The 23,638-nt window shown below is 64.2% G+C and carries 23 protein-coding genes; 11 read left to right on the top strand and 12 right to left on the bottom strand.

The genetic code is table 11. The features are described from left to right. Positions 1 to 59: 59 nt before the first annotated feature. Positions 60 to 530: a pyridoxamine 5'-phosphate oxidase family protein gene (locus tag FIV09_RS04830; protein WP_152448935.1), complete on the top strand. Its 471-nt coding sequence runs from the start codon at positions 60 to 62 to the stop codon at positions 528 to 530. A gap of 15 nt (positions 531 to 545) precedes the next feature. Continuing rightward, positions 546 to 992: a CreA family protein gene (locus tag FIV09_RS04825; protein WP_152448934.1), complete on the top strand. Its 447-nt coding sequence runs from the start codon at positions 546 to 548 to the stop codon at positions 990 to 992. Positions 993 to 1,302: 310 nt separating this feature from the next. Here FIV09_RS04825 and FIV09_RS04820 read toward each other — a convergent pair whose 3' ends face one another. Next, positions 1,303 to 2,499, bottom strand: coding sequence for a DegT/DnrJ/EryC1/StrS aminotransferase family protein (locus FIV09_RS04820; protein ID WP_152448933.1), 1,197 nt, complete (start codon positions 2,497 to 2,499; stop codon positions 1,303 to 1,305). A gap of 31 nt (positions 2,500 to 2,530) precedes the next feature. Then, the gene (locus FIV09_RS04815) at positions 2,531 to 3,196 is read right to left on the bottom strand and encodes an HAD-IA family hydrolase (protein WP_152452361.1); all 666 of its coding nucleotides are present in this window, start codon (positions 3,194 to 3,196) and stop codon (positions 2,531 to 2,533) included. A 107-nt stretch (positions 3,197 to 3,303) separates the two neighbouring features. Between FIV09_RS04815 and glmU the strand changes: the two genes are divergently transcribed. Further along, positions 3,304 to 4,656, top strand: coding sequence for a bifunctional UDP-N-acetylglucosamine diphosphorylase/glucosamine-1-phosphate N-acetyltransferase GlmU (glmU, locus tag FIV09_RS04810; RefSeq protein WP_152448932.1), 1,353 nt, complete (start codon positions 3,304 to 3,306; stop codon positions 4,654 to 4,656). 1 nt (position 4,657) lies between these two features. Further along, positions 4,658 to 6,475: a glutamine--fructose-6-phosphate transaminase (isomerizing) gene (glmS, locus tag FIV09_RS04805; RefSeq protein WP_152448931.1), complete on the top strand. Its 1,818-nt coding sequence runs from the start codon at positions 4,658 to 4,660 to the stop codon at positions 6,473 to 6,475. Between the two features lie 26 nt (positions 6,476 to 6,501). Here the strand turns inward: glmS and FIV09_RS04800 are convergent, their stop codons facing one another. Beyond that, a complete protein-coding gene (locus FIV09_RS04800; RefSeq protein ID WP_152448930.1) occupies positions 6,502 to 7,023 on the bottom strand; it encodes a hypothetical protein in 522 nt (173 codons plus the stop codon). Positions 7,024 to 7,222: 199 nt separating this feature from the next. On the opposite strand from FIV09_RS04800, the gene moaA reads away from it, so the two are divergent. Continuing rightward, entirely contained in the window at positions 7,223 to 8,230 is a 1,008-nt protein-coding gene (gene moaA / locus FIV09_RS04795) for a GTP 3',8-cyclase MoaA (protein ID WP_152448929.1), read from the top strand. A gap of 68 nt (positions 8,231 to 8,298) precedes the next feature. On the opposite strand, the gene FIV09_RS04790 is transcribed toward moaA, so the two are convergent. From FIV09_RS04790 to FIV09_RS04770, 5 genes are all read right to left on the bottom strand, one after another. Continuing rightward, the gene (locus tag FIV09_RS04790; protein WP_152448928.1) at positions 8,299 to 9,546 is read right to left on the bottom strand and encodes a saccharopine dehydrogenase family protein; all 1,248 of its coding nucleotides are present in this window, start codon (positions 9,544 to 9,546) and stop codon (positions 8,299 to 8,301) included. Between the two features lie 40 nt (positions 9,547 to 9,586). Further along, entirely contained in the window at positions 9,587 to 10,678 is a 1,092-nt protein-coding gene (locus tag FIV09_RS04785) for a carboxynorspermidine decarboxylase (protein WP_152448927.1), read from the bottom strand. 273 nt (positions 10,679 to 10,951) lie between these two features. After that, positions 10,952 to 12,115, bottom strand: coding sequence for a M20 aminoacylase family protein (locus FIV09_RS04780; RefSeq protein WP_152448926.1), 1,164 nt, complete (start codon positions 12,113 to 12,115; stop codon positions 10,952 to 10,954). Between the two features lie 64 nt (positions 12,116 to 12,179). After that, a complete protein-coding gene (locus tag FIV09_RS04775; protein ID WP_152448925.1) occupies positions 12,180 to 13,523 on the bottom strand; it encodes an FAD-binding oxidoreductase in 1,344 nt (447 codons plus the stop codon). A gap of 215 nt (positions 13,524 to 13,738) precedes the next feature. Beyond that, on the bottom strand, positions 13,739 to 14,845 hold the full coding sequence (locus tag FIV09_RS04770; protein WP_152448924.1) for an anhydro-N-acetylmuramic acid kinase: 1,107 nt from the start codon (positions 14,843 to 14,845) through the stop codon (positions 13,739 to 13,741). 88 nt (positions 14,846 to 14,933) lie between these two features. On the opposite strand from FIV09_RS04770, the gene tyrS reads away from it, so the two are divergent. Beyond that, entirely contained in the window at positions 14,934 to 16,187 is a 1,254-nt protein-coding gene (gene tyrS, locus FIV09_RS04765) for a tyrosine--tRNA ligase (RefSeq protein ID WP_152448923.1), read from the top strand. A 591-nt stretch (positions 16,188 to 16,778) separates the two neighbouring features. On the opposite strand, the gene FIV09_RS04755 is transcribed toward tyrS, so the two are convergent. Then, positions 16,779 to 17,330 (bottom strand): peptidylprolyl isomerase, encoded by a 552-nt coding sequence (locus tag FIV09_RS04755; RefSeq protein ID WP_152448921.1) that lies wholly within the window; start codon positions 17,328 to 17,330, stop codon positions 16,779 to 16,781. Then, entirely contained in the window at positions 17,323 to 17,829 is a 507-nt protein-coding gene (locus tag FIV09_RS04750) for a peptidylprolyl isomerase (protein WP_152448920.1), read from the bottom strand. The genes FIV09_RS04755 and FIV09_RS04750 overlap by 8 nt, the downstream gene beginning before the upstream one ends. Before the next feature lie 131 nt (positions 17,830 to 17,960). On the opposite strand from FIV09_RS04750, the gene pgk reads away from it, so the two are divergent. Next, positions 17,961 to 19,148, top strand: coding sequence for a phosphoglycerate kinase (gene pgk / locus FIV09_RS04745; RefSeq protein WP_152448919.1), 1,188 nt, complete (start codon positions 17,961 to 17,963; stop codon positions 19,146 to 19,148). A gap of 89 nt (positions 19,149 to 19,237) precedes the next feature. Continuing rightward, positions 19,238 to 19,537: a septum formation initiator family protein gene (locus FIV09_RS04740; RefSeq protein WP_152448918.1), complete on the top strand. Its 300-nt coding sequence runs from the start codon at positions 19,238 to 19,240 to the stop codon at positions 19,535 to 19,537. A 4-nt stretch (positions 19,538 to 19,541) separates the two neighbouring features. On the opposite strand, the gene FIV09_RS04735 is transcribed toward FIV09_RS04740, so the two are convergent. Beyond that, on the bottom strand, positions 19,542 to 21,200 hold the full coding sequence (locus FIV09_RS04735) for an iron ABC transporter permease (RefSeq protein WP_152448917.1): 1,659 nt from the start codon (positions 21,198 to 21,200) through the stop codon (positions 19,542 to 19,544). Between the two features lie 79 nt (positions 21,201 to 21,279). Between FIV09_RS04735 and FIV09_RS04730 the strand changes: the two genes are divergently transcribed. Then, positions 21,280 to 22,161: a hypothetical protein gene (locus tag FIV09_RS04730; RefSeq protein ID WP_152448916.1), complete on the top strand. Its 882-nt coding sequence runs from the start codon at positions 21,280 to 21,282 to the stop codon at positions 22,159 to 22,161. Next, entirely contained in the window at positions 22,158 to 22,919 is a 762-nt protein-coding gene (locus FIV09_RS04725; RefSeq protein ID WP_152448915.1) for a YkgJ family cysteine cluster protein, read from the top strand. Before FIV09_RS04730 ends, FIV09_RS04725 begins: the two co-directional genes overlap by 4 nt. A gap of 31 nt (positions 22,920 to 22,950) precedes the next feature. On the opposite strand, the gene FIV09_RS04720 is transcribed toward FIV09_RS04725, so the two are convergent. Beyond that, positions 22,951 to 23,211, bottom strand: coding sequence for a DUF2312 domain-containing protein (locus FIV09_RS04720; protein ID WP_152448914.1), 261 nt, complete (start codon positions 23,209 to 23,211; stop codon positions 22,951 to 22,953). A 121-nt stretch (positions 23,212 to 23,332) separates the two neighbouring features. On the opposite strand from FIV09_RS04720, the gene FIV09_RS04715 reads away from it, so the two are divergent. Further along, complete coding sequence (locus FIV09_RS04715) at positions 23,333 to 23,548, top strand: hypothetical protein (protein WP_152448913.1); 216 nt, start codon at positions 23,333 to 23,335, stop codon at positions 23,546 to 23,548. Positions 23,549 to 23,638 lie beyond the last annotated feature (90 nt).

Genomic DNA, 23,638 nt, shown 5'->3' with positions numbered 1-23,638 from the left:
AGGAACTCGCACCGCTCCCCGAGGGTTGCATGCCAAAGGTTGAACGGAAAGGCATCATTATGAGCACCGCATTGAAAGACACCTTCTGGAACCGCATGGACGATGTGCAGGCAGGCCTCTTGTCGGCGGCGGGCGAACGCCCGATCCCGATGGCACCCCATGCCGACGCCGATGAAGGCGCGATCTGGTTCATCGCCGCGGCAGGCTCCGCGGCAGAGCGTGCGGCCAAGGGGGGCGACACGGCCTCCTTCCTCGTGGCGGATTCCAAGGCCAATCTTTACGCCACGCTCGACGGCACACTCACTGAGGTGAACGACAGCGCCAAACTCGACGAGATCTGGAGCGCGGTCACCGCCGCCTGGTTCGAGGACGGGCGCGACGACGACGCCGTGCGCCTCGTGAAATTCACCCCGAAAGAGGGCGAGGTCTGGGCAACCGCGAAAACCGCGGGCTTTCTTTATGAAATCGTAAAGGCCAATCTCGGCGAAGACACACCGGATGCGGGCGAGCACGGCCGCCTCGTCTTCTGATCAGGGAGATCTGACATGATCCGTCGCCTCGTCCTCGCGCTGACCTGCGCGCCGCTTCTCGCCTCCGCCGAACAGGTGGGCGAAATCGGTGTCGACTGGGTCGGCAATGATATCGTGGTCGAGGCGATCCGCGATCCCGATGTGGCGGGCGTGACCTGCCACATCGCCTATTTCGAACGCGGCCTGATCGACCGGCTCTCCAAGGGCAATTGGTTCGAGGATCCCTCGAACGCCTCCATTGCCTGCCGCCAGACCGGCCCGATTGAAATCGGCGAGATCGACCGCAGCGAAGCCGGCGAAGACGTCTTTCGCACGTCGCGCTCCATCATCCTGAAATCCCTGCGCGTGAAACGCATCTTCGACGAAGCCAACCAGACGCTCATCTACGTGGCGCACGCAGCCGAACTCACGGACGGGTCGGCCAAGGTCGCGATCTCGACGGTGCCACTCTACACACCCTGATCGCTGCTGCTTCGGAGCCGGCCCTCGCCTGAGATCGAGAGGACGGATGGCCCGATGCGGGACAAGGCAAATCGCCGAGGGGCCCCGCCCCAATGCGGGGAGACGGCTATTTTCCTTGGCGCGCAGCGGGACGTCTGTCAGCGACAAGCTCAGGCAAGGGCGGCCTCAGAAGTTGCTGCTTTGGTGAGGGCCTGAAGCCCCGACCACGCAGCATTTGCCCCTCCGCTCCCATGACGGGCTCACGGCGCCGATATCTCCCAAAAACCAGCATGCGGGGACTTGGCCCCGCATTCCGCCAGATCACCTAGGATCACGCAGCGTCGCTGTGCAAATCCGCAATCTCTTCCCGCAAAATGCGCGCGATCATCTCGCAATCGGCGATCGTGAAGGTCAGCGGCAGGCGCATGTCCAGAAGCCCGGCCAGCACGCGGTCGGTGCGCGGCAGGCGCGCGCTCGGGGCGTAGCTCCAATGATCGTAGCGCGAGGTAAATGCCATGGGCTCCGGCGCGCCGAACCACTTGATCTCAACGCCGCGCGCCTTGGCGCGCGCCACCAGCGCCTCAATGCGCGCAGGCGGCCAATCGAGCGCCAGGAATTGAAACGAGGAGCCCACGAACGTCTCGGCCTCGGGACGCGGCGGAAGGGTGATGCCCGGCGCATCCCAAAGCCCCGCTTCAAGCACCCGGTAGCGCGCATTCCAGGCCTCTCGGCGATCGGCCAGTTTTGACAATTGCGGCCGCAGGATCGCCGCGCGCAGATTGTCCATGCGGCCCGAGATGTTGGGCATCGTGTCCCGAAGCCCCTCGAAGGCCTCAGGCGGCGGGGCGGCGAGATGCCGCTCATAGAGCATGTAGGAGCCTGACAGGAGGATCATCCGCGCCGCAAGCTCGGCATCATCGGTCACCAGAAGGCCACCCTCGCCGGAATTTGCGTGCTTGTAGGTCTGCGTGGAATAGCAGCCGATGGCCCCGTGCCGTCCCGAGGGCGTGCCGCGCCACTCCGCCCCCATCGTATGGGCGCAATCCTCGATCAGCGTGATCCCGGCCTCCCGGCAGAGCGCGACCACCCGGTCCATATCCGCGATATGCCCGCGCATATGCGACAGCATGAGGACCCGCGCCTCACCGGCCTTGGCCGCCAGATCGTCAAGATCAATGGTCAGCGCCTCGGTCGTCTCGATGAAGACCGGCCGTGCCCCCACGGAGGCAATCGCCCCCGGCACAGGCGCCAGCGTGAAGGCATTGGACAGAACCGCATCGCCCGGCCCCACCCCCACGGCCCGCAAGGCCGCGGCCATGGCATAGCCGCCCGAGGCCACGGCGAGACAATAGCGCGCGCCGGTCAGGGCGGCGAAATCCTGCTCGAGCAGTGCCGCCTCCCCGAACTCGCCCTCTGCCAGATTGTAGCGATGCAACCGGCCGTGACGCAGCACCGCGAGCGCGGCCTCGATCCCCTCTTCGGGGATGGTCTCCTGCTGGGTGAACGAACCTGTAAATACCTCTGTCATGGCCGCATTGGACCGGGCGCACATGGCCGCGTCAATGGCCCAGAAGATCTGCCACCACGCCCGGCAATTCGTCGTAATGGGCAATCATCGCCTCGGGCGCGAGCCTTGCAATGCCGGGGCCTTCGGGGCCGAAGCCAACAAGGATCGACGGCACGCCCGCCGCCCGCGCTGTTTCGCGATCCGTTTCCGTATCTCCCACGAGGCAGGCGCGGTCCGCAGCGCCACCCGCCCCTTCGACCGCTGCAAAGAAAGGCGCCGGATCGGGTTTGCGCACGGGCAAGGTGTCCGCCCCGATCATGGAGCCGAAGGCGTCGCGAATCCCGAGATCGCGCAAAAGCGTCTCAGCAAGGCCGCTGGGCTTGTTGGTACAGATCCCGACCTTGATCCCTTCCGATTTGAGCGCCTCGACCGCCACCATGGCGCCGGGATAGAGGGTGGAATGCTCCGATATTGCCGCGCCATAGGCCTCCAGAAGGCGCGGATACCAGGCCTCGATCACCGCTTCATCGACGCCGCCCTGACGCTCCAGCCCCCGGCGCAGCATGGCGCGCGCGCCGCGAAAGGCCACCGCGTCATCGGCGCCGCGTTCCAGCAAGGGCCCGTATCCCATCTCGACGAAACACACATTTGCCGCGCCGATCAGGTCGCCGCTGGTATCGGCAAGCGTACCATCAAGATCGAAGATTACCGTGCGCATCATGTTTCCTCGTTGACACAGCCCGTCACATGCCGTGAACGCGAACCGCTTGTTGCTGAGTATGTTCCGGTTAAAACGGGCCAAACCGAATGCAAAGAGATTTCGTTATGAGTGTTGCCCTCGTCATCCTGGCCGCCGGGAAAGGCACCCGGATGCAATCCGATCTGCCGAAGGTCCTTCACAAGATCGGCGGTGCGCCGATGCTGCACCATGCCATGCAGGCAGGCGCGGGGCTCGAGCCCGAGCGTATCGTGGTGGTTGCGGGGCACGGCGCTGACAAGGTGAGCACCGCGGCGCATCAATTTGACGCAGAGTGCGAGATCGTCCTGCAGACCGAGCAGAACGGCACTGCGCACGCCGTCGCACAGGCCGCCGATGCGCTGGCGGATTTCGAAGGCGACGTGCTGGTGCTCTATGGCGACACGCCCTTCATCTCGCGCGAAACGCTCGAGGCGATGGCCGTCGCGCGCAGCCATCACGACATTGTCGTGCTGGGCTTCGAGGCGGCAGATCCCGGGCGCTACGGGCGGCTCGTGATGGCGGGTGACACGCTGGACCGGATCGTCGAGTTCAAGGATGCGACGGATGAGGAACGCGCCATAACGCTTTGCAATTCCGGCGTTTTGATCGCCGATCGCAAGGCGCTGTTCGACCTCATTGCCCGCGTCGGCAACGACAATGCCTCGGGCGAATATTACCTGCCGGATATCGTGGCCCTGGGTCGCGAGGACGGGCTCAGCGCCACGGCCGTGGCCTGCGACGAGGCCGAAACGCTGGGTGTGAACTCCCGCGCCGAACTTGCCGCCGCAGAAGCCGCTTTCCAGGCGCGCGCACGGGCCGCGCTCATTGAAGACGGCGTGACGATGCAAGCGCCCGAAACGGTCTTTCTCAGCCTCGACACCGCGATCGGGCGGGACACGGAGATTGAACCGAACGTGGTCTTCGGACCCGGCGTGACCGTGGAATCAGGCGCGCGCATCCGGGCGTTTTCGCATCTTGAGGGCGCGCACGTGTCACGCGGTGCCATCGTCGGCCCCTATGCGCGGCTGCGCCCGGGTGCTGAGCTTGCCGAGGATGTCCATGTGGGCAACTTCGTCGAGATCAAGAACAGCTATCTCGCCGAAGGCGCCAAGGCCAATCACCTGACCTATCTCGGCGATGCCGATATCGGTGAGGCCACGAATATCGGGGCGGGCACGATCACCTGCAATTACGACGGTGTCTTCAAGCATCGCACGACCATTGGCGCGCGCGCGTTCATCGGCTCGAACACGATGCTGGTGGCCCCCGTCACGCTGGGCGACGAGACGCTGACAGGCTCCGGATCGGTGATTACGAAGGACGTGCCCGACGGGGCGCTGGCGCTTGGACGGGCCCGGCAGGAGACGAAAGCCGGTCATGCGCGCAAATTGTTTGAAATGTTAAAATCCAAAAAGAAGAATTTGACCAAAGGCGGCTAAAATGTGCGGTATTATCGGGATACTCGGAAACCACGAAGTGGCACCAACGCTGGTTGAGGCGCTGAGACGGCTGGAATATCGCGGCTATGACAGCGCGGGCATCGCCACGGTCGATGGCGGACATCTCGACCGCCGCCGCGCTGTGGGCAAGCTGGTGAACCTTTCTGATCTGCTGGTGCATAACCCGCTGCGCGGCAAGTCCGGGATCGGCCATACCCGCTGGGCCACCCATGGCGCCCCGACCGAGTCCAACGCACACCCGCACAAGGCGGGCCCCGTGGCCGTCGTGCATAACGGGATCATCGAGAATTTCCGCGAATTGCGGGCGGAGCTGACCGCGGCAGGGCACAGCTTCGCTTCGGACACCGATACCGAAACCATCGCGTGGCTGTGTCAGCACTACATCGCCGAGGGCATGAACCACGTGGAGGCGGCGGAGAAGACCCTGTCGCGCCTTGAGGGCGCTTTCGCGCTGGTCTTCCTGTTCGACGGGCAGGACGATCTGATGTTCGCCGCGCGCAAGGGCAGCCCGCTGGCCATCGGGCACGGCGATAACGAGGTCTATGTGGGGTCCGACGCCATCGCGCTCGCGCCGCTGACCGACCGGATCACCTATCTGGACGAAGGCGACCGCGCGATCCTGACGCGCAGCACCATCGAGATCCGCGACGAAAGCGGCACACCCGTCGAGCGCCCGGTCAAGAAGGTCCAGATCGACGCCGCGCGTGTCGACAAGGGCGGGCACAAGCACTTCATGTCGAAGGAAATTGCCGAGCAGCCGACCGTTCTGGCCGATGCCCTGTCGACCTACCTGTCGAGCGGAGACATCCGCCTGACCGATGAGCCGCTCGATTTCACCAAGACTGACCGGCTGATCATGGTGGCCTGCGGCACCGCGTTTTACGCCTGCATGACCGCGAAATACTGGTTCGAGCGGATCGCGGGCCTGCCCGTGGAAGTCGATATCGCCTCGGAATTCCGGTACCGCGAACCGCCGATTTCCAAAGGCACGACGGCCCTCTTCGTCAGCCAGTCGGGCGAAACCGCCGATACGCTGGCCGCCCTACGCTTCTGCAAGGGGCGCGCGGACCGCATCCTGTCCGTGGTCAACGTCACCGAAAGCTCCATCGCGCGGGAAAGCGACGTGGCGCTGCCGATCCATGCCGGGGCCGAGATCGGCGTGGCCTCGACCAAAGCCTTCACGTGTCAGCTTAACGTCCTGCTTTTGTTGGCCATCGAGGCGGCGCATCAGCGTGGGCGCCTCAACGATACCGAGAAAGCCCGGATGCTGGACGATCTGCGGGGCCTGCCCGGGATCTTCAACATCGCGCTCGACCGCGACGCGATCGTCCGGGAAGCCGCGCACGCCATCTCGGAGGCGCGCGACGTGTTGTTCCTGGGCCGGGGGCTGATGTATCCCCTGGCACTTGAAGGTGCGCTTAAGTTGAAGGAAATCAGTTATATACACGCCGAAGCTTATGCATCGGGCGAACTGAAGCACGGCCCGATTGCCCTGATCGACAACACGGTGCCCGTGGTCGTCATGGCGCCGCGCGACAGCCTCTTCGACAAGACCGTCTCGAACATGCAGGAAGTGATGGCGCGCGGCGGAAAGGTGATCCTGATCACCGACGCGGCGGGGGCCGCCGAGGCGGGAACCGATGCCTGGCACACGATCATCCTGCCCGAGATTTCGGAAACGCTGGCACCGATCCTCTATGCGCTTCCAGCGCAGCTGCTGGCCTATCACACCGCCATCGCGAAGGGCACGGATGTGGACCAACCGCGCAACCTCGCGAAATCGGTAACGGTCGAATAAGGCCCGCCCTTTCGAGCGGCGGCGCGTCAGGCGCCGCCACTGACCCGGAAGATATCGACCTCGGGCAGGTCCGTGACGGGCACGTTCAATAGCCGCATGGCCGGCAGGGAAATCCGGCTGCCCGTGCCCGCCGTTGCCGGACGGAGTTCGATCTGCGCCGAAGCGCCGCCGCCCGCGATCTGCACGCGCCCGGGCGTCACGGCATCGACCAGCGGCGTCTCCACCCAGAAGCCCGGATCGGCGGGCGAGCCCAGCGAGACGACAACCGTCCCCAACCGCGTATCTCCACCCGACGCCGCCGGGGGAGCGGCTGCAGCCTGACGTTCTTCCGCGGTGGTGGTGTCGAAATCCTCCGCCGTTGTCGCCGATGCGGAGGGAATCCGTGTTTCGGGCGGCCGGGTCGCCGCTGCGGCGGCCTCTGCTGCCGGGGCGGGCTCGGCGACAGGCGCGGCTTGGCTTCCGACTAGGTTGGATACTTGTGCGCAGCCTCCAAGCGCCAAGACGCCCGCGAGGGTCAGCGCCGGATATGTGCGAGAGATCAAGGACATGGCGAAGCTCTTTCATGTAATCAAAAAAATTTGCCACAGCTTAACGGTCCAATTGCCGCGATGGAACACCACCAAGCGCCTCCAGGGCGAATGCAGGCAGAGCCTTGCCGTTCTGCCCCGCGCGCCCTGCGACCTTGGTGCCGCGTCCCCGCGTCCTGCATGACTTGCGAGCGTGCCGCGCAATCCGTATTGTCGCACCATGAAAACGCCTCTGATAGATCCGTTCCAGCGCCCGATCAGCTACCTTCGCGTGTCGGTCACCGATCGCTGCGATTTCCGCTGCGTCTATTGCATGTCCGAGAACATGCAGTTCCTGCCCAAGAAGGAGCTTCTGACGCTGGAGGAGTTGGATCGCATGTGTTCCACCTTCATCCGCCTCGGGGTCGAGAAGCTGCGGATCACGGGCGGCGAGCCGCTGGTGCGCCGGAATATCATGTCGTTTTTCAACGCCATGACTCGGCATCTCGATGCGGGCGACCTGAAGGAGCTGACGCTGACGACCAACGGCTCGCAGCTCGAACGGTTCTCCAAGGATCTCTATGCGGCGGGCGTGCGTCGCGTGAACATTTCGATGGATACGCTCGACGAGAAGAAGTTCGCGGACATCACCCGCTGGGGCCGCCTGCCCCAGGTTCTGCGCGGCATCGACGCGGCCCAGGCGGCCGGTCTGCGCGTCAAGATCAATGCCGTGGCGCTCAAGGATTTCAACGAGGACGAGCTCTTCACCATGACCGAATGGTGCGCGAGCCGTGATATGGATCTGACCTGGATCGAGGTCATGCCCATGGGCGATATCGGCAACGAGGATCGTCTTGGACAATACTGGAAGCTCGACGACTTGCGCGCGCGGCTCGGCGAGCAATACACGCTGACCGATCTACCCGAACGCACAGGCGGCCCCGCACGCTATGTGCGCCTTGAGGAGACGGGCCAGAAGATCGGCTTCATCACGCCGCTCACGCATAATTTCTGCGAAAGCTGCAACCGCGTGCGCCTGACCTGCACGGGCGAGCTGTTCATGTGTCTCGGTCAGGAAGACAACGCCGATCTGCGCTCCGCCCTGCGCAACCATCCGCATTCCGACGCGCCTCTCGAAGAGGCGATCCGCGGGGCGATTGCGCTGAAGCCGAAGGGGCACGATTTCGACTATTCCCGGCAAAGCGTGGATGGCCGCGTGTCGCGCCACATGAGCCATACGGGCGGGTAAGCGATACACCCGAAAAGAAAAAAGGCCGGTCACCAGACCGGCCTTTTTCATGTCTGCGTCATGAGATCTCAGGCGTTCCAGGCCTTGTCGGTGCCGCCAAGGCCACCTTCCAGAACGCGGGTCGGCAGGCCCATGCGGTCAAGCTCCGTGAAGAACGGCTTGGGGTCCATTTCCTCGACGTTTTTCATCGCCTTGGCGTCCCAATCCCCCTTGGCGATCAGGATCGCAGCTGCCACCGGCGGCACCCCGGCCGTGTAGGAGATGCCCTGCGATCCAACCTCCTCATAGGCTTCCTTGTGATCTGCCACGTTGTAGACGAACACCTCGGAGGGCTGACCGTCCTTGGTGCCCTTCACCAGATCGCCGATGCAGGTCTTGCCGGTATAGTTGGGCGCAAGGCTCGACGGGTCGGGCAGACAGGCCTTCACGACCTTCAGCGGCACAACCTCCGTCCCTTCGGCCAGCGTGACCGGCTGCTCGGACAGAAGTCCGAGGTTTTTCAGCACGGTAAACACGTTGATGTAGTGATCGCCGAAGCCCATCCAGAAACGCACATCCGCCTGCGGGTAGTTGGTGGCCAGCGAATGCACCTCGTCATGGCCCGACTGGTAGGCCCGCTGGGTGCCCACGACAGGCAGGTCCCAATCGTGACCCGAGGCGAACATCGTGGTCTCTTTCCACTGGCCGTCTTCCCAGTAATAGACGACGCCGGTGAATTCGCGGAAATTGATCTCGGGATCAAAATTCGTCGCAAAATACTTGCCGTGCGAGCCTGCATTGATGTCGACAATATCGATGGACTTCACCTCATCCATGTATTCGTCGATGGCATAGCGCGCGAAGGCGTTCACCACGCCCGGATCGAAACCCGCACCAAGGATCGCGGTCACGCCCTTCTCGGCGCAGAGATCGCGCTTCTTCCACTCGTAATTGGCGTACCAGGGCGGGGTCTCGCAGATCTTGTCGGGCTCTTCGTGGATCGCCGTGTCGATATAGGCCGCCCCCGTCTCGATGCAGGCATCGAGCACGTACATGTTCACGAAGGCCGAGCCCACATTGATCACGATCTCCGCCTTGGTCTTGCGGATCAGGTCGGCCACGGCGGCGGTGTCCTTCGCATCGACCTGGTGCGCCTCGAAGACGCCATCCTCTTTCATGGCGCCCTTTTCATGCACCGAGGCAATGATCGCGTCGCATTTCGACCTGGTGCGCGAGGCGATGTGAAGATCGCCCAGCACGTCATTGTTCTGCGCGCATTTATGGGCCACGACCTGGGCTACACCGCCCGCGCCGATGATGAGTGTCGATTGGGTCACGTTTGAAACCCCCTTGAATGTTCGGGTGGGTTTGGCCGGCTCAGGACAGCGCGGCGCGGAAATCCTCGTAGCCGAAACCGCGCACCAGGCGCTCCGTCCCGTCGAGTTCTCGGATGGCGATGGCGGGCATCTGCACGCCGTTGAACCAGTTCTTCTTCACCATGGTATAGCCGCCCGCATCCTCGATCGACAGCCGGTCGCCGGGCTGCAGGGTTTTCGGGAAGCGGAACTCACCGAAGATATCGCCCGCAAGGCAGGATTTGCCGCAGATCTGCCAGGGCTGATCGCCGGTCTCCGCCATCTTCCCGCTTTCGCGATAGATCAGGAGATCGAGCATATGCGCCTCGACCGAGCTGTCGACGATGGCCAGGTTCTTGCCGTTGTTGAGCGTGTCGAGCACCGTCACTTCGAGCGTGGTGGAGCCGGTGATCGCCGCTTCTCCGGGTTCGAGATAGACCTGAACGCCGTTCTCTCCGGCAAAGCGCTTGAGCCGTTCGGCGAACCGCTCCAGCGGGTAACCCTCTCCGGTGAAATGAATGCCGCCGCCGAGGCTGATCCAGTCCATGCGGCGGATCAGGTGCCCGAAGCAGTCTTCGATCTGCCCCAGCATCGCGTCGAAACGGTCGAAATCCGCATTCTCGCAATTGTTGTGAAACATGAAGCCCGAGACCATGTCGGCCACCGGTTCGATATCCTTGGGGTCGTGCTCTCCGAGCCGCGAAAAGGGCCGCGCAGGATCGGCGAGGTCGAATTCCGAGGTCGAGATGCCGGGATTGACCCGCAATCCGCGCTTGTGACCCGCGGATTGCGTCTCGAACCGGCGCAATTGCGCGGCGGTGTTGAAGATCACCTTGTCGGAGACCTGCATCACCTCGTCGATCTCGTGATCGGCCCAGGCCACGGAATAGGCATGGGTCTCGCCGCCGAATTTCTCCGCGCCGAGCTTCACCTCGAACAAGGAGGACGAGGTCGAGCCGTCCATGTATTCCGACATGAAATCGAACACGCCCCATGTGGCGAAACACTTGAGCGCCAGGAGCGACTTGGCGCCCGAGGCCTCGCGCAGCCAGGCGATCTTTTCCATGTTGGGCTGAAGACGGGATTTGTCGATCAGGTAATAGGGCGTCTGCATGTGGCGCGGGCTCCCTGTCGCGTTCCGGTTGGGCCAAGACATAAGGCGGCGCATCCCGAGGGGCAAGGCACCCTCGTTCCGGCACCGGGCGGGTCCCGCATGCCGGATCCGCGCGAACCCCGCGAACAGGCGCGCTCGCCCCCGCTTCACCTTTCCCGAAAACCGCCGGGGTTTGGGGCAGCGCCCCAATCCGCCCGGATGATCGGCACGATCAGACGGCCAGACATGCCCGCGCGCCTTGCGCGCGCGGACCTCTGGATCACGGGCGGCGCGTCAGGCGGCAGGCAATCGCCGCTCCACCAGTTCCGCCCAGAAAGACGCGCCCGCCGGGATCGCATCATCGTTGAAGTTGTATTCCGGGTGATGCACGTCCGCGCTGTCGCCATTGCCCACGAGGATATAGGCCCCCGGCCGCTCTTCCAGCATGAAGGCGAAATCCTCGCCCCCCATGATCAGCGGCGCGTCGTCACATTGGCCCGACACGGCGCGCCCGGCTTCGGCCGCGAATTCCGTCTCCGCATCGGTGTTCACCATCACGGGGTAATTGCGCTGGTAATCGACCTTGGCGGTGCAGCCCATGGCCAGCGCCGTGTGCTCCGCGATGGCGGTCAGGCGGGTTTCGGCCAGATCGCGCATCTCCTGGCTCAGGGTGCGCACCGTGCCTTTCAGCATGACCCGCTGCGGGATCACGTTGAACGCCTTGGACGAGGTTTCAAACGAGGTCACAGAGACCACCAGCTGCTCCACCGGATCGGCATTGCGCGCAGCGATGGATTGCGCCGCGGTCACCACCTGCGCGGCTGCCACGACCGGATCGATCGTCTGGTGCGGCTTGGCCGCATGTCCGCCCTGCCCTTCGATCACGATCTCGAAGAGGTCCGTGGCGGCGAAGAACGGTCCCGGACGGATCGCGAACTGGCCCAGCGGCATACCCGGCCAATTGTGCATGCCGTAGACTTCTCCGATATTCCAGCGCGCCATCAGCCCGTCCCGGCACATCTCGCGCCCGCCGCCGCCGCCCTCTTCGGCGGGCTGGAAGATGACCACGCAAGTGCCGTCGAAATTCCGCGTCTCCGCGAGGTATTGCGCAGCACCCAGAAGCATCGCGGTATGCCCATCATGCCCGCAGGCATGCATCGCGCCCGGCGTTTTCGAGGCATAGTCGAGCCCCGTCGCCTCCTCGATCGGAAGCGCGTCCATATCCGCGCGCAAGCCGACCGTTCGGGCGGACGCGTTCGATTTGCCCCGGATCACGCCCACGACACCGGTGCGGCCGATGCCCTCGACCACCTCGTCACATCCGAATGCGCGCAGCTTTTCGGCAACGAAGGCCGCGGTGCGGTGTGTCTCGAAAAGGATTTCGGGGTGCTGGTGAAGGTCGCGCCGCCAGGCGGCGATCTCGTCATGCATCTCGGCAATTCGGTTCTTGACCGGCATCGAGCAACTCCTTGCTGGGGTGTGGCGCGACCCTGCCCCAAGGCCCGGCGCCCTGCAAGAGAGCTTACAGGTTTGGCCCCGGCACCATGCGGGAGCCGTCGGAAAAACGCCCGAAACGGAAGCGGTCGAGGTCGTGGCCCGGCGTCTCGCCGGTCGCCAGCGCCGCGGCAATCCGCCCGAAGGCCGGGCCCGCCCCGAAGCCATGCCCGCACATGCCCGTCGCCACGACCAGTCCCGGCAAGGGCGCCACTTGATCCACGACCGGAACGACATCCGGCAGGACATCGATCATGCCCGCCCAGGCGGTCCGAATGCCGACCTCTCCGGCTTCAGGAAAAGCCGCCGCAAAGGCTGCCGCGGCACTCGCGGCCTTGTCGCGATTGGGTTCGGGGCTGAGGATGCGCATCGCCTCGAATGGTGAGGCCTGATCCTCGGACCATTGGCGGGGCGTGGACCAGGCGTCGGGATAGCCCTCTGGCGCACGGGCGCGCAACTTCACCTCGAAGCCGCCCTGGCGGAGCACCGGCAGGTATTTCCGCGTGGCCCGCAACGCGTCCGGGCCGAGGTAAAGCTCCGACAGGGTCGAGGGGGCCAGGGTGTAGCCACCATCCTCGCGCGGACGGAAGGCCATGCGGTCATCGACGCCCGCGGTCCCGGTGACTTGCGGCATGGGCCCGGTCTCGAGCGCTGTTGAGCGGACGGACAATTGCGGGATCGTCACACCGTGCCGCCGCAGCAAGAGCGCCGACCAGGCCCCGCCTGCCAACACGACCGCATCGGCTTTGACGCGGCCCCGTTCGGTCACCACCCCGACGACGCGACCCGCCTCGATATCGAGCGCACGGGTCGCGCAACGCTCCACGATCCGCGCACCTTCCTGTGCCGCGAGACGCGCAAGCTCCGGCACCGCGACCCAGGGCTCGGCCTTCATGTCGGTGGGCGTGTAAAGCCCGCCGATCCAGTCCGATGCAGCGCCCGGCAAAGTCTCGGCAATGTCCTTGGCTGACATGAGTTTCGAGCTGACGCCATGGGCGCGCGCCGCTTCCAGCCAGTTCGCGTAATTCGCTAGGCTCTTTTCGCTGCGGGTCAGGTAATGCACCCCGATTTCGCGCAGGCCAAGGCGGCCCTTGCAGTCGCGATCGAGGTCCTGCCACAGGCGCTGTGCGTCCTGGGCGACCGGGATTTCAGCCATGTCGCGGCCCTGAACGCGGATCCAGCCCCAGTTCCTGGAGGATTGTTCAGCCGCGATGCGGCCTTTTTCCAGAAGCGCCACGTCGTGGCCTACCCGCGCCAGATAAAGCGCCGTCGCCACGCCGATCACGCCACCGCCAATCACGACGATGCCGGTCCGTGAGGGCGGCGCGCCGCCATGCTCAACCGGATTCTGCAGTGTGAACGGGAAGCTCATATTTCTTGGCGTCCCATTCTATGCAGGACATCCGCGCGTGATACAGGCATCAGACCTTCCCCCCTCTGCGAAGCGCAACGAGATCGGTTCGACACCGCGGTCACGGGCGCGATGCACGGTTTGAATTGGCATAAGCGGCAGCTCCTTGCATCCGGAAATAGTGCATGCACGACGTGCAAGCGAAAGGCCGCAAAGATGCCGCGCGCATTGCCGATCTATCCCTGTGGCCGCGAGACCTCACCCCCGCCGACGAGCGCACGCACACCGGTCGTTGACGGCCCCGAAGTGGGCAGGCCTCGCAAGACACGCACGGCCAGGAATCCGAATGCCTGGGCTTCCAGCATATCGCCGTCGAGGCCGACCGCTTCGACCGGTTCGACCGCGCAGTCGAGCCCGGCGGCCAGCATCCGCATCATGACCGGGTTCTTTCGGCCGCCCCCTGTTACCAGAAGTCGTTCGGGCGGCGCTGGACAATGCTCAATGCCCTGCATGACCGCCGCGGCCGCCATCGCCGTCATCGTGGCGGCCGCATCCGCATCGTCCAACTCGCGCACGAGGTCGAGCATCAAGGAAAAGTCATTTCGATCTAGTGACTTGGGCGGCATCTTTCGGAAGTAGGCTTCCTCCAGGAACAGCTCCAGCGCGCCATCGACGACCGCACCGCCAGCGGCAAGTTCTCCATCGCGATCGAAGGCCAGGCCACGGCGTTCCTGCATGAGGTCATTGATGGGGGCGTTTGCGGGCCCGGTATCGAAGGCAAGGCACGCACCAGGCTCGTCGGGCGCGGGTTTGGACGGGTCGATCCAGGTCAGATTGCCGATGCCGCCGAGATTGAGAAACGCCAGTGGTCGCGTCGCGCCGATCCACTTGGCACAGGCGAAATGGTAGAAAGGCGCCAGAGGAGCGCCCTCGCCTCCGAGTTGGACGTCCGAACTTCTGAAATCCCAAACGACCGGAAGGCCGAGCGCTTCGGCGAGAATACTGCCGTCACCCGTCTGGTGCGTGCCCCGGCCTTTTGGTTCATGCGCCAATGTCTGTCCGTGAAACCCCACGATATCCGCGCCGGGGATGGTGCCGATCAGTTCGATATGCGCGTTTTCCACGATTTCCTTTGCAGGTCCGGTCGGCGCGTCATCCGGCCAGGCGCCAAGTGCTGCGCGCAAGATCCGGGCCTCCGCCTCGGTATAGGCGCGATATCCCGTCTCTCCGAAAGCGGTGATCGTCACGCCGTCGGTCTGGATCATCGCCGCATCCACGCCGTCCAGCGACGTTCCGGACATCGTGCCCAGAGCCCAAAGTGGCCCGCCTGTTTTCGAATTCATTCCTGCTCCGTCGCCACCTGCGAAAACCGGTTTTCAAACCATTGATGCAAGCAGTATATCGCAGCGGCGGAATGCGGAAGGAAAGACCATGACCTACCACCCCAAATCGGACTTCATGCACGTCATGATGGAACGCGGCTTTCTTGCCGACTGCACCGATTATCAGGGCTTCGACGCGGCGCTGACAAAAGGCGTGGTTCCGGGATATATCGGCTTTGACGCGACCGCGCAGTCGCTGCATGTGGGATCGCTGATCCAGATCATGACGTTGCGCTGGCTCCAGAAAACCGGCGGAAAGCCGATCACGCTGATGGGCGGCGGGACCACAAAGGTGGGCGATCCCTCCTTCCGCGCAGACGAACGTCCGCTGCTGACGAATGCTCAGATCGACGACAACATCGCCGGGATCAAGCAGGTCTTCGCCAAGTACCTGACCTACGGTGAGGGCGCCACGGACGCGCTGATGCTGAACAACGCCGAGTGGCTGGACGATTTGAATTATCTCGATTTCCTGCGCGACATCGGGCGCCATTTTTCCGTCAACCGGATGCTCTCCTTCGAGAGCGTGAAGTCGCGTCTCGATCGGGAGCAGTCGCTGTCGTTTCTCGAGTTCAACTACATGATCCTGCAGGCATATGATTTCCTTGAGCTCAATCGACGCTACGGCTGCCTCGCGCAATTCGGCGGCTCCGACCAATGGGGCAATATCGTCAACGGGATCGACCTGACGCGGCGCGTTCTGGATCACGAGATCTATGGATTGACCACGCCGCTCCTGACGACCGCAGACGGCAAGAAGATGGGCAAAACGGCCAACGGCGCCATCTGGCTTAACGCAGACATGCGCTCGCCCTACGAATTCTGGCAGTTCTGGCGGAACACGATGGATGCCGACGTGGCACGGTTTCTGAAGCTCTACACCGAGCTTCCTGTCGACGAATGTGCGCGCCTTGGAGCGTTGGGCGGTGCGGAGATCAACGAGTCCAAGATCGTCTTGGCCGACGAGATCACGACGCTTTGTCATGGCGCGGAGGCGGCCGCGGCGGCGAAAGCCACGGCACGCGAGGTGTTCGAGAAAGGTGGTGCTGGCGACGACCTGCCCACATTGGAACTTGCGGCGCAGGACGTGGAAGGCGGCATCTCGATTATTCAACTGATCGTCCGGTCTGGCCTCGCAAAGTCCGGGAAGGAGGCGAAGCGCCTGATCTCGGACAATGGTGCGCGGATGGACGATGCGCCCGTCACCGATGTTGGGCTGATGCTTGACCGCGATGCCCTGTCGTCGCCGATCAAGTTGTCGGCGGGCAAAAAGCGCCATGCGCTGGTAAAACTGACCGATTGAATCGTCCCAGTATGAATGCACGCCGTTTCGGCGCGGGTTGCTTGCAGCCACGCCTGCGCCGAAGCTTGCAACAAGCGTGAATATCCGCAGCAATTGTCGAATGAGCGTTTCCATGCCCTGACATTAACGGCCTGTTTATTGAATTTCCGTAAAGAACAAACGATGAACGGCGTGATGTTTCGAATCTTGGGTCAATTGGTGTGCTAGCTACGAGCCCGGCACCCAGCTTTTCGGAGCGCGCAACGCTCTGAAATCATTGTACTGGAGAAAACCCCGTTGCAGTCCGTGACCTCGCTTTCGAGTCACCGGCCTCGGTCCGAGTTTTCGGCAATGTCCGATTCGCGCAGTGTAGATTTTGCTGTGCACTCAAACACTGGTGATCGCGAGGACCGTGAGCTGCCAAGGGGCATCACACCATGTCACCGCCAATCGCCAGAGTTTAACTTTCAAGAGCGAGAAACTCGGTATCCACCGAGAAAAGAGGCGCCACATCGGGGTGGCGCCTCTTGGTATCGCTTTCTCTATGAGGATCCGCCCGCGCGAAAAACGCGGCGCGGTCAACCCACTGAAATAGTCCGCAACGCCCGCGTCTTATTCGGTGACGCGGACCTCGGTCATGCGATCCGGCTCTCCGATGACCGCACCGTTCTGGCCTTGTCCCCGCTTGATCGCATCCACGACATCCATGCCTTCGGTCACTTCACCAACGATCGTGTACTGACCATTCAGGAATTCACCCGGGGCAAACATGATGAAGAACTGGGAATTCGCGCTGTCTGGCGATTGCGCCCGTGCCATGCCGATCACGCCACGCTCGAAGCTGAGATCGGAGAATTCGGCAGGAAGGTCCGGAAGGTCGGAGCCGCCCCGCCCTGCCATGCGCATATCGCCTCCGATGCGGCCGAACTCCACGTCGCCCGTCTGCGCCATGAACCCGTCGATCACGCGGTGGAAAACAACCCCGTCGTAGGAACCGTCAGCCGCCAGCGTGGTGATCCGCTCAACATGTTGCGGCGCGACATCCTCGAACAGATCGACCGTGATCGTCCCGGTTGCGCCCTCGCCCGCGATATCGATCTCGAGGCCCGTGGACAGGGCGGGCCCTCCTGCGCAGAGCGCTACGGCAAGAACGAGGTTACGCATCTGCGGCCACCTTGACGGAAATCATGCGATCCGGATCTGCAGGCGGCTCGCCACGCGTGATGGCGTCGACATGCTCCATGCCGGACAAGACGCGTCCATACACCGTGTATTGACCGTTCAAGAAGTGGTTGTCCTTGAAGTTGATGAAGAATTGCGAGTTTGCAGAATTCGGGTTCTGGCTGCGCGCCGCACCGATCGTTCCGCGATCATGGGGGATACGGCTGAACTCGGCCGGTACGTTCGGCAGGTCCGAACTGCCCGTCCCTGCCATCCGGAGGTTGAAATCCTTTTCGGCGTTGCCGTTTGCCACATCACCCGTCTGAGCCATGAAGCCATCAATCACACGGTGGAAAACAACGTTGTCATAGGCACCCGAGCGGGCCAATTCCTTCATGCGCGCGACATGCTGCGGCGCGATATCCGGCATAAGTTCGACTGTTACGGTGCCGTCTTTCAACTCGATCAGGATGGTGTTTTCGGGGTCTTTGATCTCGGCCATGTGGCGTCTCCCTGTTTCGCTGGTTGCCTCCTAGGTAGCGGGCCGCCCACCGGGCCGCAAGGCAGGGCCGTTGACGCGGGCGCGCGGGCTTGCGAGATGTTCGGCAACATTCGCCACAAAGGACGATGACGATGGCCTGGAAATCCCTCGACGACATGGACCTCGACGGCAAGAACGTCCTGACCCGCGTCGATATCAACGTGCCCGTGGAAAACGGGAGAGTGACCGACGCCACGCGGATCGAACGGATCGTTCCCACGATCCGGGATATCCTCGACAAGGGCGGCAAGCCGATCCTGATGGCCCATTTCGGGCGCCCGAAGGGCCAGCGGGTCGACGAGATGAGCCTGCAACCGCTGGTTCCGACCCTGGCGGAGCATATCGGCGCGGAGGTTGTTTTCGCGGCCGATTGCCGTGGTCCCGCCGCGGAAGCTGCGATTGCCGCACTGCAACCGGGAGAGGTGCTCTTGTTGGAGAATACCCGCTTTCATCCGGGCGAAGAGAAAAACGATGCCGCGCTCGCCGCGGAAATGGCCGCCTTGGGGGATGTTTACGTGAACGATGCCTTTTCGGCAGCGCACCGCGCGCACGCCTCCACCGAAGGCATCGCGCATCATCTTCCATCCTGCGCAGGTCGGCTGATGGCCGCGGAGCTCTCGGCGCTCGAAGCCGCGCTCGGCGATCCGAAACGTCCCGTCGCCGCGGTCGTGGGTGGCGCGAAAGTATCCACCAAGCTCGATCTGCTGTCGAACCTCGTTGAAAAAGTCGACATCCTGATCATCGGCGGCGGTATGGCCAACACGTTCCTCGCCGCGCAGGGGGTGGGCGTGGGCGCTTCGCTGTGTGAGCATGACATGGCGCCGACCGCGCGCGAGATCGCCGAAAAGGCGGCCTCTGGAGGCTGCGAAATTCTGCTGCCCCGCGATGTCGTGGTGGCGCGTGAGTTCAAGGCAGGCGCCGCGAGCGAGACCGTCAAAGCCGAGGACTGCCCGGAGGATGCGATGATCCTCGATGCCGGCCCGGACAGCGTCGCCCATATCAAATCGGTCTTCGATCGCGCGGAAACCCTGATCTGGAACGGCCCGCTCGGCGCGTTCGAAATCGCCCCGTTCGATGCGGCGACCAATGCCGCGGCTGATTATGCGGCGGACCTGACCGCGCAGGGCGCACTCGTCTCCGTGGCAGGCGGCGGGGATACGGTCGCAGCCCTCAACAAGGCAGGAGCGGCGGAGCGGTTCAGCTATATCTCCACCGCGGGCGGCGCGTTCCTCGAATGGATGGAGGGCAAGACCCTGCCCGGGGTTGCGGCATTGGGGTAACACCCCGCACGCGGGGGATTCCCCCGCCTCTTCGGCCGTGGCATAGTCATCCCGCACCGCCCTGAAGAGGCGCCATTCGAGGCAGATCGATGACCAACCGCACGCGTCCGGCCCTTGGCGGGCTCTTGTTTTTCGCACTCCTTCTCTCGGTCGGGGCGTATTTCACCTTTGCGGCTGTGCAGGGCGATTACGGCCTGTTCCGGCGGGCAGAGATCGAGGTCGAGGCCGATGCCCTGCGTGTCGAGCTGGCAAAGCTCGAGGCGGAGGTTGTGCGGATGGAAAACCTCACGCATCGCTTGTCGGACGATTACCTCGATCTCGATCTTCTCGATGAACGCGCGCGCGACGTTCTTGGGCTTTTGCGCCCAGATGAAGTGGTGGTTCGCTAGAGGCTCACCTGTTCGCCCGCGCCAGAAGCCCCACGGCCAACAGACCGACGAGGATCACCAGCATCGCGGCGGGGGCCGCCCCGCCTAGGTTTTCCAGGCTCGCCTGCTGATGCACGCGGGTGGCGAGCGTCTCGTAGTTGAAGGGCCGCAAAAGCAGCGTCGCGGGCAATTCCTTCACGCAATCCACGAAGACCAGAAGCAGCGCGGAGGCGATGGAGCCGCGCATGAGCGGGAAATACACCGCCCCCAGCGTCTGGCCCCGATCCCGACCAAGCGAACGCGCGGCCAGCGCGAGATTGGGCGACACCCGGCCCATTGCCGCATCCGCCGCCCCTTGCGCAATGGCAAAGAAGCGCACCGAATAGGCCAGAACCAGCGCGAAGGCGGAGCCGGTCATGACAAGCCCGATATCGACGCCCGTCAGACCGAGAATGAAATCCGCCACGGCATTGTCGATGAAAGCCAGCGGGATAAGTATGCCGACGCCCAGCACAGCGCCCGGCGCGGCATAGCCGATCGAGGTGATCGGCATCAGAAGGCGCGGCAATTTGCGCCCTGAAAGACGTACGCCGTAGACCATGAAAATACCGCCCGCGACCGTGACCAATGCGGCGATGCCCCCCACGGTGACGGTGTGCATCATGGCGCGCCCGAGTGCCGGATCGACCCATTCATCGGCATTGGCCAGCGCGTGATCGAGGATCACCGCCGCGGGCAGCACGAAGCCCAGGGCGAAGGGGAAGGCGCAGGCCAATGTGGCAATCCAGGCCGCGCGCCCCGACAGCGCGCGCCGCTCCGCCGGGCGGTGGCGCGAGGATAGGTTGAAGAACCGCATCCGCCGCCGCGAGGACCGCTCCAGCATCACGAGCATCACGATCAGCACCAGGATCACGCAGGCAATCTGCGCAGCCCCCCCGGCATTGCCCGCCTGCAGCCAGACCGAGAAGATGCCCGTGGTCAGCGTCTGGACGGCGAAATAATCGACTGTTCCGAAGTCGTTCACGGCCTCCATCATCACGATGGCGCAGCCTGCGGCGATGGCCGGGCGCGCCAGCGGCAACCCCACGCGCCAGAAGCGCGCGAAGGCGCCCGCGCCCAGCGATTGCGCGACCTCCTCGGCACTGCCCGATTGCTCACGGAAGGCCGCGCGGGTCAGAAGGTAGACATAAGGATAGAGCGCCGCCGACAGCACCACGATGGCCGCCCCCAAGGAGCGGATCTCGGGGAACCAGTAATCGCGCGCATCCTGCCAGCCAAAGAGGGCGCGCAATCCGGTCTGCACGGGCCCTGCATATTCCAGGAAATCGACAAGCGCATAGGCCCCCACATAGGCCGGGATCGCCAGCGGCAGGAGCAGCAGCCATTCGAGCCAGCGTCGTCCCGGAAACTCGTAGCGCGTCACCATCCAGGCGGCCCCGGTGCCCACGAGCGCCGTCAGGAAGCCCGTGGACAGCATCAGGATACCCGTCGTCGAAAGGTATCGCGGCAAGGTCGTCGAGACGAGATGCGGCCAGATGTTCTCTTTCGGGAAGGCGGCGATGCCGATCACCGCCAGGATCGGCGCCAGCACCAGAACCGCGATCAGCACCGCGCCCGCAGACCACGGGTTGAAGATGCGGCGGCGCTCGGCGCGGGAGGTCGGAGTGATATCGCTGGCGGTCATCGGCCCCTCGGGCTTTTGCGGTTTAACTGCTCGCGGGAGCGCTTATAGTCTCACCGCCGGGCAACAAAAAGACCCAGATATGCAGGTAATACTTCACGCTGGCGTGCACTTCACCGATGAGGGCCGCTTCCTCAAGGGCATGAGCCGCAACGCCGATCTTCTGCGCGAGGCGGGCACCGTTGTGCCCGGCCCCAGCCGCTACCGACAGCTTCTGTCGGAGGCCGCGCATCAGCTCGCCGGTGGCACGGCCGCGCCCGAGGCGCGGGATGTCCTGCTCGATGGGCTTCTCGACGAGGATGCGGATGGCGTGTCGCGGATCGTGCTCAGCCATCCCAACTTCTTCTCCGTGCCCCGCCTCGCGATGCAGGGCGGTCTGCCCTACCGCAAGGCCGAGGAGCGGGTGGGCATCCTGAAGACGCTGTTCGAAGGCGACCGGCTCGAGGTCTTTCTTGGCCTGCGCGATCCTGCGCCCTTCCTGCAAGCGGCGTTCCGCGAAGGCGATTATCCCAGTTTCGAGACCTTCCTCGACGGCGCGACGCCCCAGGATTTCCGCTGGTCGCACCTGATCGAGCGGCTGCGCGCGGCGCATCCGGACGTGCCGGTGACCTGCTGGTGCAACGAGGATACGCCGATCATCTGGGGGCAGATCCTGCGCGAGGCCGCGGGCATCGACCCCAACCGCAAGATCAAGGGCGCGTTCGATCTGTTGCACGAGATCATGGATCCCGAAGGCATGAAGCGGTTCCGGGCCTATCTGCACCAGCATCCGACCATCAACGAGCGGCAGAAGCGCCGCGTCATGGTGGCCTTTCTCGATAAATACGCCCTCGACGAGGAAATCGAGGAAGAGCTGGACCTGCCCGGCCTCGACGAGGCGGGGGCGGAGGCGCTGAGTGCCGCCTATGAGGAAGATGTCTGGGCGATCGAGCGGATCCCCGGCGTGAATTTCATCGCGCCATGAGCCGCGCTGCGACCCGCCGTCCGCCGCGCGATCTTGCAGGTCTGCGCACGTCGCTGGCCCGCCTCAAGCTGCCGGGAAAGCCCGACGCGGATGGCGCGACACTCGATCGGGCGCGGGCCCTTCTCGACCTCTATCTCGAAACCGCCGAGGCGCATGGGCAAAGCTTCGAGGACACCGCGAAATCCCTGCGCGCGGGCGTGCCTGCCTTGCGGATCGGCGGCGCGGAATTGCAGGCGCAGGCGACCCGCCCCGGCTCGCCCGTGGAACATGCCGCCTGCGCGCCGGGCTGTGCCTTCTGCTGCATCCTGACCGGCGAAGATGGCGGCGTGATCCTGGAGGCGGAAGCCCGCAACGTGCATGCAGCCCTCAGGCCGCTTGCAGGCCAACCGGATGGCCGCGACTGGCACAAATCGGCCTGCCCCGCGCTCGATCCCGCGACGCGGATGTGCCGCATCTACGAGGCACGGCCGATGATCTGCCGCACGTATCTCTCGACCGATGCGGAGGCCTGCCGCCAGATCGCGTACGGCACGCCCGCGACGGGTCCGGGCGTGCTGGGCGCGCAGGGGCTCTATCTGGCGGTGCAGTCGCTGGCGCGCGCAGCCCTCAAGGGGCTGACGCAGGTGCCGACCTACAGCCTCGCGCAAGTGGCGGCCGCGGCGCTCGATGGGCAGGATGCGGCGACGGCGCTGAAAGCGGCGCGCCACGCGCCCCGTATCCTCGACGAGGAGCGCGCGCGTCTCGGCGGCGCGCTCTGAGCTGGCCCGCCCCGGGGGCGGACCAACAGGCTCAGCTCATGCCGAGCGCGGATTTGTACATGTCGAGGATCGCTTCCTCCTCGGCGATATCATCCGCATCGCGCTTGCGCAGCGCGATCACCTTGCGCATGACCTTGGTGTCGTAGCCACGGCCCTTGGCCTCGGCCATCACCTCTTTCTGCTGCTCGGCGATGTCCTTCTTCTCTTCCTCGAGCCGCTCCATCCGCTCGATAAATTGCCGCAGCTCGCCTGCGGCGACGCCGTAACCATCGGATGCCTGATTGTCGTCCATGAATGCCTCCTGTCGAACAGGCATGTCCGGTAGCGCGGCCTCGGGCGGGCGGCAAGGGGTTGCGCGCAGCATGGCGATCCTTTAGCGCCCGGCGGAACACTCTGCGCATGGGAGAGACGGAATGGAGACGTTGATCTGGGCCGGGGCCGCTATGTCGCTGGCAGGTCTTGCCGGTCTGGTTTTCTGCATCGTCAAGGTCGCGCGGGCGCGCCGGAAATCTCTGCCCGATGCGGAATTGCGGGCCGAATTGCAAAAGGTCGTACCGCTGAACCTCGGCGCCTTGCTGCTGTCGGTTCTGGGCCTGATGCTTGTCGTGATCGGCATCTTCCTGAGCTGACACGCCCCCAAACTGCGTCCCTGTCACGACCGGACCGGAAATACCTCCGGAGAGCGCGAGAGGCAGCGTCTCTCGCCGGGGGTGGCGGGC

Origin of the sequence: Roseivivax sp. THAF197b, from assembly GCF_009363255.1 — a bacterium.
In the GTDB taxonomy this organism is placed as follows: Bacteria; Pseudomonadota; Alphaproteobacteria; order Rhodobacterales; family Rhodobacteraceae; genus Roseivivax.
This window is presented reverse-complemented; position numbering and strand designations above follow the sequence as displayed.

Bases quoted from the DNA above. Each gene is read 5' to 3' on its own strand.
- FIV09_RS04830 (WP_152448935.1), top strand. From the start codon at position 60: ATGAGCACCGCATTGAAAGACACCTTCTGGAACCGCATGGACGATGTG.
- FIV09_RS04825 (WP_152448934.1), top strand. From the start codon at position 546: ATGATCCGTCGCCTCGTCCTCGCGCTGACCTGCGCGCCGCTTCTCGCC.
- FIV09_RS04820 (WP_152448933.1), bottom strand. From the start codon at position 2,499: ATGACAGAGGTATTTACAGGTTCGTTCACCCAGCAGGAGACCATCCCC.
- FIV09_RS04815 (WP_152452361.1), bottom strand. From the start codon at position 3,196: ATGCGCACGGTAATCTTCGATCTTGATGGTACGCTTGCCGATACCAGC.
- glmU (WP_152448932.1), top strand. From the start codon at position 3,304: ATGAGTGTTGCCCTCGTCATCCTGGCCGCCGGGAAAGGCACCCGGATG.
- glmS (WP_152448931.1), top strand. From the start codon at position 4,658: ATGTGCGGTATTATCGGGATACTCGGAAACCACGAAGTGGCACCAACG.
- FIV09_RS04800 (WP_152448930.1), bottom strand. From the start codon at position 7,023: ATGTCCTTGATCTCTCGCACATATCCGGCGCTGACCCTCGCGGGCGTC.
- moaA (WP_152448929.1), top strand. From the start codon at position 7,223: ATGAAAACGCCTCTGATAGATCCGTTCCAGCGCCCGATCAGCTACCTT.
- FIV09_RS04785 (WP_152448927.1), bottom strand. From the start codon at position 10,678: ATGCAGACGCCCTATTACCTGATCGACAAATCCCGTCTTCAGCCCAAC.
- FIV09_RS04780 (WP_152448926.1), bottom strand. From the start codon at position 12,115: ATGCCGGTCAAGAACCGAATTGCCGAGATGCATGACGAGATCGCCGCC.
- FIV09_RS04775 (WP_152448925.1), bottom strand. From the start codon at position 13,523: ATGAGCTTCCCGTTCACACTGCAGAATCCGGTTGAGCATGGCGGCGCG.
- FIV09_RS04770 (WP_152448924.1), bottom strand. From the start codon at position 14,845: ATGAATTCGAAAACAGGCGGGCCACTTTGGGCTCTGGGCACGATGTCC.
- tyrS (WP_152448923.1), top strand. From the start codon at position 14,934: ATGACCTACCACCCCAAATCGGACTTCATGCACGTCATGATGGAACGC.
- FIV09_RS04755 (WP_152448921.1), bottom strand. From the start codon at position 17,330: ATGCGTAACCTCGTTCTTGCCGTAGCGCTCTGCGCAGGAGGGCCCGCC.
- FIV09_RS04750 (WP_152448920.1), bottom strand. From the start codon at position 17,829: ATGGCCGAGATCAAAGACCCCGAAAACACCATCCTGATCGAGTTGAAA.
- pgk (WP_152448919.1), top strand. From the start codon at position 17,961: ATGGCCTGGAAATCCCTCGACGACATGGACCTCGACGGCAAGAACGTC.
- FIV09_RS04740 (WP_152448918.1), top strand. From the start codon at position 19,238: ATGACCAACCGCACGCGTCCGGCCCTTGGCGGGCTCTTGTTTTTCGCA.
- FIV09_RS04735 (WP_152448917.1), bottom strand. From the start codon at position 21,200: ATGACCGCCAGCGATATCACTCCGACCTCCCGCGCCGAGCGCCGCCGC.
- FIV09_RS04730 (WP_152448916.1), top strand. From the start codon at position 21,280: ATGCAGGTAATACTTCACGCTGGCGTGCACTTCACCGATGAGGGCCGC.
- FIV09_RS04725 (WP_152448915.1), top strand. From the start codon at position 22,158: ATGAGCCGCGCTGCGACCCGCCGTCCGCCGCGCGATCTTGCAGGTCTG.
- FIV09_RS04720 (WP_152448914.1), bottom strand. From the start codon at position 23,211: ATGGACGACAATCAGGCATCCGATGGTTACGGCGTCGCCGCAGGCGAG.
- FIV09_RS04715 (WP_152448913.1), top strand. From the start codon at position 23,333: ATGGAGACGTTGATCTGGGCCGGGGCCGCTATGTCGCTGGCAGGTCTT.